The organism is Streptomyces beijiangensis (genome assembly GCF_017315755.1).
In the GTDB taxonomy this organism is placed as follows: Bacteria; Actinomycetota; Actinomycetes; order Streptomycetales; family Streptomycetaceae; genus Streptomyces; species Streptomyces beijiangensis.
In genome coordinates this window covers 1-15,115 of the sequence record NZ_JAFLRJ010000164.1, presented here as the reverse complement: position 1 = coordinate 15,115, position 15,115 = coordinate 1, and the positions used below count along the sequence as shown (strand labels likewise).

Annotated in this window: 15 protein-coding genes; 9 read left to right on the top strand and 6 right to left on the bottom strand. The window is 70.0% G+C overall.

All coding sequences use genetic code 11. The features are described from left to right. Positions 1-895: 895 nt before the first annotated feature. Positions 896-2,206, bottom strand: coding sequence for an ABC transporter substrate-binding protein (locus tag J0695_RS18585; RefSeq protein ID WP_242552850.1), 1,311 nt, complete (start codon positions 2,204-2,206; stop codon positions 896-898). A gap of 173 nt (positions 2,207-2,379) precedes the next feature. Here J0695_RS18585 and J0695_RS18580 point away from each other — a divergent pair, with 173 nt between their 5' ends. Both J0695_RS18580 and purU read left to right on the top strand, forming a co-directional pair. Continuing rightward, positions 2,380-2,826 (top strand): SCO4402 family protein, encoded by a 447-nt coding sequence (locus J0695_RS18580; RefSeq protein WP_206963211.1) that lies wholly within the window; start codon positions 2,380-2,382, stop codon positions 2,824-2,826. Positions 2,827-2,855: 29 nt separating this feature from the next. After that, a complete protein-coding gene (purU, locus tag J0695_RS18575) occupies positions 2,856-3,713 on the top strand; it encodes a formyltetrahydrofolate deformylase (protein ID WP_206963207.1) in 858 nt (285 codons plus the stop codon). Positions 3,714-3,795: 82 nt separating this feature from the next. Here the strand turns inward: purU and J0695_RS18570 are convergent, their stop codons facing one another. Further along, positions 3,796-5,001, bottom strand: a complete 1,206-nt coding sequence (locus tag J0695_RS18570; protein ID WP_206963210.1) for a zf-HC2 domain-containing protein — start codon at positions 4,999-5,001, stop codon at positions 3,796-3,798. A 20-nt stretch (positions 5,002-5,021) separates the two neighbouring features. Next, a complete protein-coding gene (locus tag J0695_RS18565) occupies positions 5,022-5,606 on the bottom strand; it encodes a sigma-70 family RNA polymerase sigma factor (protein WP_206963206.1) in 585 nt (194 codons plus the stop codon). A 251-nt stretch (positions 5,607-5,857) separates the two neighbouring features. On the opposite strand from J0695_RS18565, the gene J0695_RS18560 reads away from it, so the two are divergent. Further along, entirely contained in the window at positions 5,858-6,232 is a 375-nt protein-coding gene (locus J0695_RS18560) for an STAS domain-containing protein (RefSeq protein WP_206963205.1), read from the top strand. A gap of 38 nt (positions 6,233-6,270) precedes the next feature. Continuing rightward, positions 6,271-6,777, top strand: coding sequence for an EF-hand domain-containing protein (locus tag J0695_RS18555; protein WP_206963204.1), 507 nt, complete (start codon positions 6,271-6,273; stop codon positions 6,775-6,777). A gap of 116 nt (positions 6,778-6,893) precedes the next feature. Here the strand turns inward: J0695_RS18555 and J0695_RS18550 are convergent, their stop codons facing one another. Next, complete coding sequence (locus J0695_RS18550) at positions 6,894-7,385, bottom strand: DUF1269 domain-containing protein (RefSeq protein WP_206963203.1); 492 nt, start codon at positions 7,383-7,385, stop codon at positions 6,894-6,896. A gap of 72 nt (positions 7,386-7,457) precedes the next feature. Beyond that, the gene (locus tag J0695_RS18545) at positions 7,458-9,002 is read right to left on the bottom strand and encodes an AMP-binding protein (RefSeq protein WP_206963209.1); all 1,545 of its coding nucleotides are present in this window, start codon (positions 9,000-9,002) and stop codon (positions 7,458-7,460) included. Between the two features lie 147 nt (positions 9,003-9,149). On the opposite strand from J0695_RS18545, the gene J0695_RS18540 reads away from it, so the two are divergent. From J0695_RS18540 to J0695_RS18525, 4 genes are all read left to right on the top strand, one after another. Beyond that, positions 9,150-10,355 (top strand): amidohydrolase family protein, encoded by a 1,206-nt coding sequence (locus J0695_RS18540; RefSeq protein WP_206963202.1) that lies wholly within the window; start codon positions 9,150-9,152, stop codon positions 10,353-10,355. Then, positions 10,355-11,497: an acyl-CoA dehydrogenase family protein gene (locus J0695_RS18535; RefSeq protein WP_206963201.1), complete on the top strand. Its 1,143-nt coding sequence runs from the start codon at positions 10,355-10,357 to the stop codon at positions 11,495-11,497. The genes J0695_RS18540 and J0695_RS18535 overlap by 1 nt, the downstream gene beginning before the upstream one ends. Positions 11,498-11,506: 9 nt before the next feature. Then, positions 11,507-12,382 (top strand): acyl-CoA dehydrogenase family protein, encoded by an 876-nt coding sequence (locus J0695_RS18530; RefSeq protein WP_206963200.1) that lies wholly within the window; start codon positions 11,507-11,509, stop codon positions 12,380-12,382. A gap of 421 nt (positions 12,383-12,803) precedes the next feature. Beyond that, on the top strand, positions 12,804-13,292 hold the full coding sequence (locus J0695_RS18525; RefSeq protein WP_206963199.1) for an ATP-binding protein: 489 nt from the start codon (positions 12,804-12,806) through the stop codon (positions 13,290-13,292). A gap of 229 nt (positions 13,293-13,521) precedes the next feature. On the opposite strand, the gene J0695_RS18520 is transcribed toward J0695_RS18525, so the two are convergent. Then, positions 13,522-14,463: a cyclase family protein gene (locus tag J0695_RS18520; protein WP_206963198.1), complete on the bottom strand. Its 942-nt coding sequence runs from the start codon at positions 14,461-14,463 to the stop codon at positions 13,522-13,524. Positions 14,464-14,546: 83 nt separating this feature from the next. On the opposite strand from J0695_RS18520, the gene J0695_RS18515 reads away from it, so the two are divergent. Continuing rightward, positions 14,547-15,115, top strand: a 569-nt coding sequence (locus J0695_RS18515) for an SDR family NAD(P)-dependent oxidoreductase (protein ID WP_206963197.1), incomplete at its 3' end; no start/stop codon positions are given.

The window sequence follows — 15,115 nt, the reverse complement described above, 5'->3', positions numbered from 1 at the left end:
CCACGGCGCCGCCGACGCCACGCAGTTCATCGCGCCGGTGCCCGCGGCCGACTCGACCCAGTTCCTCGGCTACGCGCCGCAGGGCCAGGACGCGGACGCCACCCAGTTCATCCCGCCTGTCCCGGCCGCACCGGACAGCGCCCCGTACGGCATACGGCCCGGAGCCCCCGAGGACCGTCAGCCGCCCCCCGAGTTCGACAGCCTCTTCCGGACCGACGGGCCGCCCCAAGCGGCGGGCGAGACCCAGCAGATGCCCCGCTTCGATCCGCAGCAGCACCAGCAGCCTCAGCAGTACCAGCCGCCGCAGGACCAGCGCCAGTACTCACCCCAGCCACCCCCGCAGCAGCACCAGCAGCAGTACGCCTACGAGCCCGACCAGGCCCCCGAGCCCGGCCGCCGTTCCTCCAAGATGCCGATCATCGCCGCCGTGGTCGTCGGCTGCGCGGTCATCGGCATCGGCGTGGGCGCCCTGATGAGCAGCGGCAATGGCGACTCGAAGGACGACAAGCAGCCCGTCGCCTCCTCCTCGTCCGCCCCGGACAAGAGCTCGGGTCAGCCCGCCGCCGATGCCGGCAAGGCCCAGGCCGTGGAGCTCGACAAGCTGCTCGCGGGCAGCAGCAGCAGCCGCTCCACCGTGATCCGCGCCGTCGGCGACATAAGGTCCNNGACGAGCACTACGCGGCCTGGGCCGACCAGGTGGTCAAGGCGAAGAAGCACGGCTGCAAGAAGGGCCAGGCCCGCCGTACCTCGCAGGCGGGCCAGGGCGACGCGGCCAGCGGCCAGGCCAGTGCCGCCAAGAAGGAGGCGTCCGGGCTCTGGAACACGATCGCCGCCCAGTACGGACTGACGAAGCGCGGCTCCACCCAGCTCTAGCCGAGCCGAGAAGAGACGGGACTCAGCCCGACGTACGCGCGTTCTCCAGCGTCGGGCCCACGTTCACAAAGCCCTTCCGCTGCGCCACCAGCCGCCCCTGCCGCACCACTTGGTACGTCACCGAGCGGTTGACCACCCGCGGGAAGTCCGCCGAAGCCAGCATCGACGCGAAGTCCCACCGCAGCGCGGGGGTGAGCCCGCCCGTCGTCACCGGCTGCCCGTGGTCGAGCCTGCCGGCCAGCTCGCGGGTGGAGACGGAGTCCTTGTCGAGGGACTCGACGGCCTGCTTCAGCACGGTGTACGCGATCCAGGTCGTCTGCACCCCCGCGTCGTCCGTGTCGATGCGGTTGTCCCCGAAGGCGTACTTGTCGACGACCCGGCGCATCGCGTCCCAGCGCGGATCGCCCGACTCCGGGTACCAGCCGGTGACGTACGCCCCCTCGAAGGGCCCCTCCTTGCCGCCGGTGGAGTCGATCAGCGCCTGGCCGACGCTGCCGACGACCGAGGAGATCCGTACCTTCTGGTCGGCGGTCTCGACCCGGCGGAAGGAGTCCAGGAAGGTTTCGGTGCGCTCCCCGAGCACGGCCGTGACGCACCCCTTCCGCGCCTGCTGCCGTGCTGCGGACCTGCCTATCCGTGCCGGTACTCCGGGTCCCGCGCCGGCGCGCTCCAATGCCTGTGCGGCCACCGAGCTGTAATCGCCCGCGTCGTCGGCCGCGCGGATGTCGGCGACTTCGTGCCGACTGCCCTCCGTCAGACCGGAGTTGATGAGCGGGGGCAGGTCGTCGCCGTCGATGGTGTCGGGGCGTACGAGCGCGACGCGCTCGCAGTCGCGTGCGAGCTGCCGGCCGTTGCCGGCGAGCAGCGCGGCCTGGCCGCCGTTGACGGGGTAGGAGTCGGTGGAGGTGAACTCCTCGCCGGAGATGCCGTAACCCCCGATGAACGGAATTCCCGCGGCCTCCAGCGGGGGCATGAAGGCCGAGCCGAACTGGCTGTACGAGCCGACGACCGCGACCGCGCCCTCCTTGACCGCCCGCCGGGCGCAGTTGCCCGCGCCGATGTTGGTGTTCTGCTCGTTGCACGTGAGCACCTTGAGCCGGTGCCCGTCGATCCCGCCGTTGTCGTTGACCCAGCGGGAGAAGGCGACCGCCGTGGCGGGCATACCCGGCATATTGGTGGCCTGGGTCCCGTCGGGGGCCCAGGTCATCACCGTGAGGGGCTCCCTGGAACCCCCCGTGATCCCAGGGAGCACCCCACATCCGGTGAGGAGCGAGGCTCCGGCCGCCGTGGTCAGAGCGAGGAGGAAGGAGGTGGAGCGTCGCGCACCGGTCATGGGCATGCACATTTCCGCCTCATGCGTAACGTGGCGGTGGCCTTCGCTCAACGCTGGGTGACGCCGAGGTGAATAGCGGGGGTGCGGACGGACGGGCGAGAAGGGAACGTACGATCGAAATCGTGTCAGCTTCTTCCGAAACCCCTTCCCGTCGAGCCCGCCGCTCCACCACCATGGGTTCCATGCCACTCAACGACATGCCGTGGTGGCGCTGGCGCGCCAATGTGCGCTCGGCGCTCCACATGCTCTCCGACCCCGCCTTCCACCAGGAATGCTGGCTGGCCGGCCTTGAGGGTTACGGGGATGTCACCGACGCCGTCTACCGCCTGGTCGAGGACACGTGGCTCGACAACTGGTCGGCCGAGAAGTACGTCGGGACGATATTCCGCGACTCGGGCGAGGCCGCCCTGGTCGACGTCGCCGTGCTGCGCGTGCTGCGGATCATGCACCAGGTGGGGCCGGACGCCCCCGTGTCCGGGTACATGCAGCATCACGGCTGGCCGGAAGCGGTACGGGCGGCACGCGAGGCGCACGTACGCCTCGCCACCGCCGACGAGGACGACCCGGATGCCGCCCCGCGCACCCTCGAGGTGCTCCGCATACTGACCAGAGCCGCCTGACCTCGGCGGATTGTGGCACCCTGTCCCGCATGACCGACCAGTACGTCCTCACGCTCTCCTGCCCGGACAGGCAGGGCATCGTGCACGCGGTGTCCTCTTACCTCTTCATCACGGGCTGCAACATCGAGGACAGCCAGCAGTTCGGGGACCGTGACACCGGCCTCTTCTTCATGCGGGTCCACTTCTCGGCCGAGGCGCCGGTGAACCTGGAGAAGCTGCGGGCGAGCTTCACGGCGGTCGGCGACTCCTTCGCCATGGACTGGCAGCTCCACCGGGCCGGTGACGGCGACCGGATGCGGATCGTGCTGATGGTGTCCAAGTTCGGCCACTGCCTGAACGACCTGCTTTTCCGCTCGCGGACCGGCGCGCTGCCGGTCGAGATCGCGGCCGTGGTCTCCAACCACACGGACTTCGAGGAGCTGGTCGGCTCGTACGCCATCCCCTTCCGCCACATCCCGGTGACGAAGGAGACCAAGGCGGCGGCCGAGGCGCAGGTGATCGAGCTCGTACGTGAGGAACGTGTGGAGCTGGTCGTGCTGGCCCGCTACATGCAGGTGCTCTCGGACGACTTCTGCAAGCAGCTGAACGGCCGGATCATCAATATCCACCACTCCTTCCTGCCGAGCTTCAAGGGCGCGAAGCCCTACCACCAGGCGCATGCGCGCGGTGTGAAGCTGATCGGCGCGACGGCGCACTATGTGACGGCCGACCTCGACGAGGGTCCGATCATCGAGCAGGAGGTCGAGCGGGTGGGACACGAGGTCACTCCGGACCAGCTGGTGGCGGTGGGGCGTGACGTGGAGTGCCGGGCGCTGGCGCGGGCCGTCAAGTGGCATGCGGAGCATCGGATTCTGCTGAACGGGCGGCGTACGGTCGTCTTCGCCTGACGGTCGGTCCGTGGGGTACGCGACCTTCGGCCGCGTGTCCTCAATCGCCGGACGGGCTTGATATGCCCGGGCTGGCTTGGTGTCAGAGTCGGCTCATTGAGGCTGCTGCGAACAGCACGTCTCTGATTGCCTCGCGGTCGCCGTCCTGGCCCGCTGCCGCCTCCTCCGGGGAGATATGGCCCGCCGCCAGCCGGCAGAACTCCACGCCGTCCAGCGCGATGTGCGCCACCGCCCGGTCCGGTGAGGCGATCGCTGCGGGGGAGTCCAGCGCGATGTACCAGTTGCCGCCTCCCACGCCCTCGATCTCCAGGCGCAGACTGCGCCCGGGAGTGCCCGCCCTGACCAGGTGTCGTGCGGGGGCGGCCAGGCCGGCACGGCGGCGTCCCGCGAGGGTGCCGGGGAGCAGCCGGGCGGCCAGGTCGATCATCGTGTGCAGATGGGCGGCCGCAGGTGGGTCGTACGGATAGTCCACCGCCTCCGCGATGTCGCCCGCGTGCACCCAGCACTCGAAGGCCCGGTCGAGGAGCGAGTCCTGGAGGGGCAGGCTGCTGTGCTTGTCTCCCCTGGCGCCGTACGGGACGGCCAGTTCGGCCACTCCGCGGCCCGCGAAGGACACCGTACGGATCAGATCGTGTCCCTGGTCCCGCCAGGGCTCGCGGATCCTGCGCGTCGGCGGGAAGTGGCTGGAGCGCCAGAAGTGCTCGGTGCGCTCGGTGGGTCCCGCGGAAGGGGCCGCCTCGCCCAGGGGGTCCTCCAGGCCCAGCGCCATCGCGACCAGCGCGTCCACCGACAGGAGATGGGCGATGACGCCCGCGACCGTCGTCCGCCGGGACACCGGCTGCTCGCTCTCGAACCACTTCAGCCGCACCGGGGCATGCCACTCGGCGTCGCCGAAGTCATTGAGCAGGGCGTCGAGTCGGGCGGTTTCCGCATCGTACGGAGCAGCCCATTCCGGTACGGGGATACGGGCGGGCCGCCCGGCCAGGCATCCCTGCAGGACCCGCGACCTGAGCAGCGGGTCGAGGTCCAGGTTCCGGTCGGTGTGCAGCAGGCCCACCGCGTCGCGCAGCCGCAGCGCCTCGTCGGCGCAGGCGGCGCAGGTGGTGAGGTGCGCCTCGACGGCTTCGGTCTCCTGGGGCGAGCAGGCGGCCAGGGCCCAGGCGCCGAGCAGGGACTTCAGCACCTTGTGGGTCAGGGCGAGGGGCGCCGCCGGGAGCTCGTCGCGGGCGTCCGCGGCCCCGCGCTGAGCCGGTATCCGCGGCGGGAGACCGTCCTCGGGCTCGGGCATGCCGTCCTCCAGCGGGCCGTTCACAGCGTCCGTCCGTATCCGGGCGGCGTCGAAGCGCCGGTCACGGGGCGGGTGTTGGCCGTGGAGAGCAGCTGCAGTCCCAGTCGCAGCCGGCGCCGTGCCTCGTCCTCGGTGACCCCGAGGTCGACGGCGGTCTGCCGGTAGTCCCTGCGCTGGAAGTAGGCGAGTTCGAGTGCGGCCCGCAGCGGGGCGGGCATGGACGTCACGATGTAGTCGGCGCGGGCGGCCACGGAGGCCTGCCGTACCTTCTGCTCCAGATCCTCGGTGGTGCCGTCGCCGCCCGCCGCGAGTGCGGCCGCCTCGGTCTGGCGCAGCCGGTGCACGGCCTGGCGGTGGGCGAGGGTGGCAACCCATGACCTCATCGACCCCTGCTTGGGGTCGTACGCATCAGGGTTTTCCCATACATAACCGAACACCTCGCGCGTGATGCGGTCGGCCGCCTCGTCGTCGTCGAGCACCCGGTGCGCAAGGCTGTGCACGAGTGACGCGAACCGGTCGTAGAGCTCACCGAGCGCGGCGGCCTCACCCCGCGCCAGACGCTGCTGCATCCTGCGGTCCCACCGGGGTGGTGCGTCCTTTGGCATATGGCCCCCAAGCTGTGCCCCTCTACCCCTTCGAATGTAGTGCGATGCGCTGACAATGCAGGTGCCTTTGCGGTAAGTGCGCCCGGTGGACGGCTCGCGATGATAAAGAACCTGTCAGCGTCCGCGACCAAATATGATCACTTCTGTCCGAAACCTTCGGTGTGTGGCTCCTGGGAACGGTGTTTCATGGGAGAGCTGCGGGGCAGCTGCGCACAGCGGGGGCATGAACCGGAACGGGAAGGTCCAGTCGCGTGATGCTGAACGTGGTGGAAGCCGAACAGGGCGGATGGGCCGTACTGCATGTCTCCGGCGAGCTGGACCTGGTGAGCTCGCCGGTGGTCCGCAAGCGGGTGCACGACGCGGTGGCGGCCGGGCGGCACGACGTGGTCCTCGACCTGTCGGAGGTCTTCTTCTGCGATTCCAGCGGGGTCGGCGTCCTGATCGCCACCCGCCGCCTCCTCCGCTCCTGCCAGGGCCGCCTGCGCCTGATCCTGCCTGCCCACGGGGCCGAGGACGGCTCGCACGTGAACAAGGTCCTCGGAGCCCTCGGCGTGCGCCGGCTCTTCGAGGTGTACGGGGACGTGGCCACGGCCACGCAGGACGAGGCCCAGCCGCTCTCGGCGTAATTCCCCCACCCGCCTCCGACGAGTCGTACGCTCCCCGCATGGACAGCGCAGAGTACGAGCGCAAGACGGCGTCCCGGTTCACCACCTTCGACCAGGACGGCAATGGCTGGATCGACCGCGAGGACTTCAGCGCGGCGGCGAAGGCACTGCTCGCGGAGTTCTCCACGACGGCGCGGTGCGACAAGGGACAGGCGCTCTACGCCGGGGCGGAAGCCTTCTGGCAGGGCATGGCAGGGATAGCTGATGTGGACGGTGACCAGCGGATCACGCGCCAGGAGTTCGTCACCGGGGCGATGAAACGCCTCCGCGACAACCCGAAGCGCTTCGCGGAGATCGCCCGGCCCTTCCTGCACGCGGTGATCGCCGTGGCGGACGAGGACGCGGGCGGGCCGACGCCCGCGGCGGCGGACCGTGTGCTGCGCACGCTCGGGGTGCCGGCGGAGGTCGCGCGGGAAGTGGCCGGGGCGCTGGACGGTGACGGCGACGGCCGGATCACGGAGGAAGAGGTGCTGGCCGCGTTCGCCTCGTACTACGCCATCGGGTGAGCCCCAATCCGACCAGGCCTGGTCGGTTCTGATCGGCAGTACGCAGACCGGCAGTACGCAGACCGGCAGTACGCAAAGGGGCGGCGCGTCGCCGCGCCGCCCCTGACCCCTCTGGCTCAGGCGGTGCCCGCGAGGAGCATCTCGGAGAGCTCCTTCTCCTCGTCCTCGGGCAGCGTCGTCTTCAGCACGGTCCCGCCGAACTTGGCCATCTCCGTGGAGAAGGCCTCCCCGGTGGTCGGGGCCATGACCACGACGGCCGCCGAGCCGGGCTGCAGGAGCGAGTCGACCCTCGCCCGGAACTTGGCGTCGAGCCCCATCTGGCTGAGCTTCCCGGCGAGACCGCCGACGGCGGCTCCCACCACGCCGAACACGGGCACCAGGATGACCATGCCGAATACCAGGCCCCACAGGGCTCCCGCGGTGGCCGCGATCGGGACCTTCTCGTCCCTGCGGGGTGTGTCGACGTGCGTCTCGCCCTGCGCGTCCACCGAGACGACGGCGAGGCCGCTGTAGTCGACCACGGAGTCCTTCTTCAGCTGCTGAACGGCCCTGAAGGCCTTGTTCGCAACGGCAGGGTCTTCGTAGCCGATGACGATGAGCTCGGACATGTATGCCTCCTATGCCACAGATCGGCATAATGCACGCTATATCCGTTTCGCCGAACCGGCCCCTCGGCTGCCTCAGCTGTACCGCTCACGCAGCTGGTACTTGAGGACCTTGCGCAGCGCCTCGTTGCGCGGCAGCGCGTCGACCACCTCAAGCCGCTCGGGCAGCTTGTGCGTGGCGAGCCCCTCCGCGCGGAGATACGTGACCAGCCCGGCCAGCGTCAGCTCCGCCGCCCCCGCCGGCTGCTCCACCACCGCGCAGACCAGCTCCCCCCGCTCCGTGTCCGGCAGACCGACGACCGCCACGTCGCCCACCGCCGGGTGCCGGTGGAGCAGGTTCTCTATCTCCTTGGCGGAGATGTTCTCGCCCTTGCGGATGATGATGTCCTTGAGCCGGCCGGTGAGGACGAGGTGGCCGGAGGCGGTGAGGTGGCCCAGGTCGCCCGTGATCAGGAAACCCTCCGCATCGAATACGCCGGCGGACTGCGCCGGGTCGAGATAGCCCTGGCAGACCGCCTCCCCGCGCAGCCTGACCTCGCCGTCGGTGTCCGGGGGCAGCACCTTGCCGTACTCGTCGGTGATGCGGATCTCCATCCCGGCGGGCGGGCGGCCCTCCGTCGTGGCCAGGTTCTCGGCCGTGTCGTCGGGGGCGCCCATCGTGATCATGGGGACCTCGGTCATGCCGTAGCCGTGGGTGAGCTGGACGCCCATCTCGCGGACCACGGAGTGGTAGACCTCGGGCGGCTTGGGGGCGCCGCCGCCGGCGAGGAGGCGCAGGGTGGGGATGAGCTTCTCGGCGGGAGCCTTGCGCTGTTCGGTGAGGAACATCGAGTAGAACGCGGTGGAGCCGCCCGCCACCGTGACGCCGTGGCGGCGGTACTCCGCCAGTGCGTCGGGCAGCGCGAACTTCTCGAAGAGCACCGCGGGGAAGCCGTACAGCAGCAGCATCACCGTGTAGTCGGGGCCCGCGATGTGCGCGAAGGGGAAGGCCATCGAGCCCACGTCGTCGGGTGTGAGGTGCAGGGCGTGTGCCAGGCACGAGCCGCCGGCGATCAGTGAACGGTCCGTGTGCAGGACGCCCTTGGGGTCGGACGTCGTGCCCGAGGTCCAGTAGATCCAGCGGACGTCGGTGCCGGACGAGGGCGGGTCGGGGAGAACGGCCGGGTCGCCGTCGGGGAGGTTGTCGTACGCCTCGAAGGTGATCAGGGGGTCGGGGAGCTCCAGCGCCAGGCGGTGCGCCATCGCCGTGTGGTCGAATCCGCGCCAGGTTCCCGGTACGGCGAAGTAGGACGCCCCCGACGCGCGCAGCGCGAAGCCCACCTCGCGGTCGCGGTAGAACGGGATGACGGGCGACTGCACGGCTCCGAGCCTGGCCAGGGCGAGCGAGAGCAGCACCGTTTCGATCCGGGTGGGCAGCTGCCAGGCGACCACGCTGCCCGGGCGCACGCCGAGTCCGTACAGCCCGGCTGCCACCCGCTCCGAGCGGTCCCGCAGCTCACCGAAGGTGATGGCGCGGTCCTCCTGGAGGAGCACGGGGCGGTCCGGGGTGAGCGCGGCGCGGCGGTCCAGGAGTTCCCAGAGCGTGCGCGAGGCGCCCAGGGTGTGTGCGGTGTCGTCCACTGTGCTGTCGTCCACTGGGGTCCCCTCGTAACTGACGGGTCATCAGATCGTGCGGAGAGCGTAGAGCTCTGTGCCTTGTCGGTCCAGAGGGTGCGGGGCTAGCCTGTTTCTGACGGTCCATCAGAAATGCCGGAGGGGACAGCCAACATGACCGAACTGCCTCGGATCATCAGCGTCGACGACCATGTGATCGAGCCGGCTCATCTCTTCGAGACGTGGCTCCCGGCCAAGTACCGGGACCGAGGACCCAAGCCGCTCACCGCGGGCATCGGTGAACTCGCCTATGTGGCGGGGAAGTACCGGATCACGATGGACCCCGAAGGGCCGCCGACCGACTGGTGGATCTACGAGGACCTGAAGTTCCCGTACAAGCGCAATATCGCGGCGGTCGGCTTCGACCGCGACGAGATGACCCTGGAGGGCATCACCCGCGCCGAGATGCGGCGCGGCTGCTGGGACCCGGTCGAGCGGCTCAAGGACATGGACCTCAACCATGTCGAGGCCTCCCTCTGCTTCCCGACCTTCCCGCGCTTCTGCGGGCAGACCTTCGCGGAGGCGCACGACAAGGAAGTCGCGCTGGCGTGCGTACGGGCGTACAACGACTGGATGGTCGAGGAGTGGTGCGGCGGCAGCGGCGGCCGGCTCATCCCGCTCTGCATCATCCCCCTCTGGGACATCGACCTCGCGGTCGCCGAGATCAGGCGCAACGCGGCACGCGGCGTACGGGCCGTGACGTTCTCCGAGATCCCGACCCACCTCGGGCTGCCGTCCATCCACTCCGGCTACTGGGACCCGTTCTTCGCGGTCTGCCAGGAGACGGAAACGGTCGTCAACATGCACATCGGATCCAGCTCGCAGATGCCGGCCGCATCCCCCGACGCACCGCCCGCCGTCCAGGCCGCGCTCAGCTTCAACAACGCCATGGCCTCGATGATGGACTTCCTCTTCAGCGGGGTCCTCGTCAAGTTCCCGACGCTCAAACTCGCCTACAGCGAGGGCCAGATGGGGTGGATCCCGTACGCCCTGGAGCGCGCCGACGACGTCTGGGAGGAGCACCGGGCCTGGGGCGGGGTGCGCGATCTGATCCCCGAGCCGCCGTCCACGTACTACTACCGGCAGATTTTCTGCTGCTTCTTCCGCGACAAGCACGGCGTCGCGTCGATCGACGTCGTCGGCCGCGACAACGCGACCTTCGAGACCGACTACCCGCACGTCGACTCGACCTTCCCGAACACCAAGGAAGTGGCCCTCGACCACGTCAAGGGACTCGACGACGAGACGATCTACAAGCTGATGCGCGGCAACGCGATCCGCATGCTGGGCCTCGATTTCGACAAGGATCTCCGCCGCTGATGGACCTCACCTACACCGAGGAGGAGGAAGCCTTCAGGATCGGGCTCAGGGAGTGGCTGGCCAGGACCCTGCCCATGCTCCCGCCGAAGCCCGACCCGCTCGACTGGCCCGCGCGCCGCACCTACGACCTCGGCTGGCAGCGCCGGCTGTACGACGCCGGGTACGGCGAGGTCCACTGGGGCGCCACCCCCACCCAGCACCTGATCTTCCTGGAGGAGACCGAGGAGGCCGGGGCGCCCTACGTCGGCGCCAACTTCGTCGGGCTGCTGCACGCGGGCCCCACCATCGCCGCCGAGGGCACGGACGAGCAGCGCGCGCGCTGGCTGGAGCCCGTGGTGCGCGGCGAGGAGGCCTGGTGCCAGGGGTTCAGCGAGCCGGACGCGGGCTCCGACCTGGCATCGCTCCGTACGAAGGCGGTCCGGGACGGGGACCACTATGTGGTCACCGGATCCAAGATCTGGACCTCGCACGCGGAGGTCGCCGACTGGTGCGAGCTTCTCGTACGGACGGAGCCCATCAGCCCTGCCGCCCCCAAGCACCGCGGGATCTCCTGGCTCGCGATGCCCATGGACGCTCCCGGGATCACCGTGCGGCCGCTCCGTACCCTCGCCGGATCCGCCGAGTTCGCCGAGATGTTCCTCGACGAGGTACGGATCCCGGTCGCCAACCGGGTCGGTGAGGAGAACGACGGCTGGCGCGTCACGATGGTGACCCTCTCCTACGAGCGCGGCACCGCCTTCGTGGGCGAGGTCGTCGCCTGCCGGCGCACGCTGGGCCTGCTGGCCGCGGCGGCCCGGGAGAACGGCCGCTGGGACGATCCGGTCCTGCGGCGCACCCTCGGCCGCCTCAGTGCCGAGTTCGGTGCCCTGTGGCGCCTCACCCAGTGGAACGTGAGCGAGGCGCAGCGCACGGGCGGCGTCCCGGGAACCGGCGGCTCCGTCTTCAAGCTCCGCTACTCGCACGCCCGCCAGGAGCTCTACGAGGCGGCGGCCGAGGTGCTCGGCCCCGACTCCCTGGACCTGGCCCAGGAGTGGACCGCGGACCGCCTCTCCTCGCTCTCGTACACGATCGCCGCCGGGACCTCCCAGATCCAGCAGAACATCGTCGCCGAGCGCATCCTCGGCCTGCCGAAGGGGCGGTGAGCGCGCGCCGTGGACTTTCAACTCAGCGAGGACCAGCGAGCCTTGAAGGACGGCTTCCGGGCGCTGCTCGCCGGGCGCTTCGGACGTGAGGCGCTGCGGGCCGCGGTCGGGAGCGCCGAAGAGAAGGAACGCAGTCTCGACCGGAGACTGTGGCGGGAGCTCGGGGACGCGGGCTTCTTCGCGCTGCGGCTGCCGGAGGCGGACGGCGGGGTGGGCCTCGGGCTGCCCGAAGCCGTACTCGTCTTCGAGGAGGCGGGGAGCGCGCTGCTGCCGGGACCGCTGGTGGCGACCCATCTGGCAGCAGGGGAGGTGAAGGGCGCTGCCACCGGGGAGACGGTCGTGACCGACGTCGACGGGCAGCTCGTGGAATGGCTGGCGGAGGCGGACCACGTGCGGGGCGACGCGAGCGGGGCACGGGCGATCCGGTCGGTGGACCCGCTGACCCCGCTGCACCGGGTCGGATCGGCCCAGACCGGGATATCGGATGCCGCCGTCCTGCTCACCGCGGCCCTCCAGCTCGGCAGCGCGGGCCGCACCACCGCCATGGCGGTCAAATATGCGGGCGAACGCGAGCAATTCGGGCAGCCGATCGGCGCCTTTCAGGCCGTCAAGCACCTCTGCGCGCAGATGCTGGTACGGACGGAGCTGGCGCGCGCGGCCGTCTACGCGGCTTCGGTGACGGGCGAAGGACTCGATGCGGCGGGGGCCAAGCTGCTGGCCGACGATGCGGCCGTACGGAACGCACGGGACTGTCTGCAGGTGTACGGCGGCATGGGGTTCACCTGGGAGGCAGATGTTCACCTGCATCTGAAGCGGGCGTGGGTGCGGTCCGCGCAGGGACCGACGGCCGCGCAGGTGGAGGAGAGGTACGCGGCGGCGCTGTAGGGGCCCGATCCGGGGTCACCGTGCGTTGATATCGGGTTGTGTCCTGCGCCAGGGTCGTCACGGGCCGGAGTCGGCTCCTCGCTCCGGTACGCTCCGTTGGATGCGAGTGGCTCCGATGCGCAGCTGTCCCGGTGTTGCCAGTGCGGCGACGCCGGGGTGTGCAATGCCCGCCGCTCGCAGCGTACGGGGGCACGCTGTGCCTTCTGGGGACTCCCTCCCCGGACCCCTCAGCCGCCCCCGTTCGACTTCCCGCAGCGAGCGTCGCACAGTATGCACCACGCTTACTCCTTCGCGCTGGAATATGCCCGAAGCGCTTGTTGCGGTGACTGAACGTCAACCATGCTGTCTCCCAAGGGGATCACGTTCCGTGACTCCCTGGAGGCGAGAGGCGATGTGTCCGCCGGTTCGGATGGTGTGAGCGGTGCAGGTGCTTCAGGTTCAGCTGGAGGTCGGGGCCGACCCCGCGGAGGTGGGGCGGGCCCGTAGGTGGGCACGTTCCCGGCTCGACGGGTCAGGGATAAAGGTCGATGAGTCCGTAGCCGAGACGCTGATCCTGCTGATTTCGGAGCTGGTCACCAACGCGGTGGTGCACACGGGCTGTCCGGCCGTGCTGCGGATGCTCTTCGGTCCGTCGGAGTCCGACGCCGAGCAAGCGGGGACGGTACGGGTCGAGGTGGCCGACACCAGCGGCCGGCCGCCCAGGCCGCGTCATGCGGAGGGCGACGACACCAACGGCCGGGGTCTTGAACTCGTCGACGGTCTGGCCGACCGGTGGGGCTGGCAGCCCGAAGGTGCGGGCAAGTCCATCTGGTGCGAGGTCGATCGCGGCGCGCCCGGCGGTGGGGGCGCAGAAGAGGCATTCGAGGCCGGAGCGTACGAGCCGACGTGCGCCGTCATAAATAGGTCATAACGCCCAAAGCTCTGACCAGGTGTTGACGGGCCGTGTCGGCCTCAACACCCTGGTTGTGCGATTCGTTGCGAGGGGACGCCGAGGGGTGCCGAGGGCTCGGACTGCCTTGGCGAGTACGGGTCGCGTCTCGGTGCCGGCTCCTCCGGGGCAGGGGAGCAGGGCCAGTGCCGGACCGGGTGGCGGCAGCCGAACGCCGCCACCCGACCGACTTCTCGTGCGGCCCTCGCGGCTAGAGGATCGCCACGGGCGCGACCGGTGTTCCCGTACCGCCGACGAACGGCTCCGGCATCGCGGAGAGCAGGAAGCTGTAGCGCTTCTCTTCTGCACAGGCTGTGGACAGTTCTTCGAGATTCCAGTTCTGGCCCTGCAGCATGCCCATCTCGACCAGGTCGAGGGCGTGCACGGGCAGCCAGAGGTCCTCGATCTCCGGCGGGAAGATCTCGAAGGTGAGGGTGTCGTTGGCGACCGCGGCGACGTCGCGGGCGTGGAACCACTCGGGGGTACGGACGGAGAGGCCGGGCGACGGATATCCGTAGCCGTGCTTGTCGCCGGTGAAGTAGACCTGGATCTGGCCCGTACGGACGAGAACGATGTCGCCGGCCCTGACCGTGATGCCCGCGAACTCCGCTGCCTCGTCCAGGTCTTCGGGTGTGACGGCGTGCCCGCCCGCGAGCCGGTCGAGTCCTTTCGCGCGGGCCACGTCGAGGAGTACACCCCGTGAGACGACATGGCGGGCCTTGTCGATGCCGCTGAACTCGGCGCGTGTGTGGGGCGTGATCGTGGTCGCGGGGCGGCCGTTGTAGATCTTGCCGGAGTGCGACGCATGGGTGAGCGCGTCCCAGTGGGTGGCCGCCTGGAGGCCCATCGTCACGGCGTCGTCGCTGGTGGCGACCGTGCCGGGGCCGAAGAGCTCCTGGTTGATCTGGACCATGGCGTGGAGCGGATTGACGCGGCCGGGGATGAGGCCGGTCTGCACGCCGTCCGCCTGGAGCGGGAGGGCGAGGGGGATGCGGCGGCCGGTACGGATGGACCGGGCGGCGGTGTGCACGACGTCGTCGGTGATGAGGTTGAGCGTGCCGATCTCGTCGGCCGCGCCCCAACGGCCCCAGTTGTTCACGCGCTTGGCGATCTCATGGAACTCGGGCGGGAGCGCTGGGGGTGATATCGACATCAGTCCTCCGGGGGGCTTGTGCTCGGCTGTCCGACTGCCCGTAAAATCTAACGGTCCGTCAGAAACCACGGGAAGGGCTGAGCATGGGGAACTTCTTGGCAGGCAAGGTGGTCGCCGTCACGGGTGCCGGACGGGGCATCGGCCGCGCGGTCGCACTGGCCGCGGCGACGGAAGGGGCCAGGGTCGTCGTCAACGACTACGGGGTCTCGATCGAGGGCGGGGAGCCGGAGAGCGAGATAGCGCAGGGGGTGGTGAAGGAGATCGTCGCGGCGGGGGGCGAGGCGGTCGCGGTCGCGGACGACATCTCGACGATGGCGGGCGGGCAGCGGGTCGTCGACACGGCGCTCGCGGAGTACGGGCGGATCGACGGGGTCGTCTGCGTCGCCGGGATCCTGCGCGAACGGATGCTCTTCAACATGTCGGAGGAGGAGTGGGATCCGGTCGTCGCCACGCACCTGAAGGGGACGTTCACGCTCTTCCGGGCGGCGTCGGCGGTCATGCGGAAGCAGGGCACGGGGACGCTGATCGGCTTCACGAGCGGCAACCACCAGGGGTCGGTGGCCCAGGCGAACTACTCGGCGGCCAAGGGCGGGATCATCTCGCTGGTACGGAGCGCGGCGCTGGGCCTGAACAAGTACGGGGTCACGGCGAA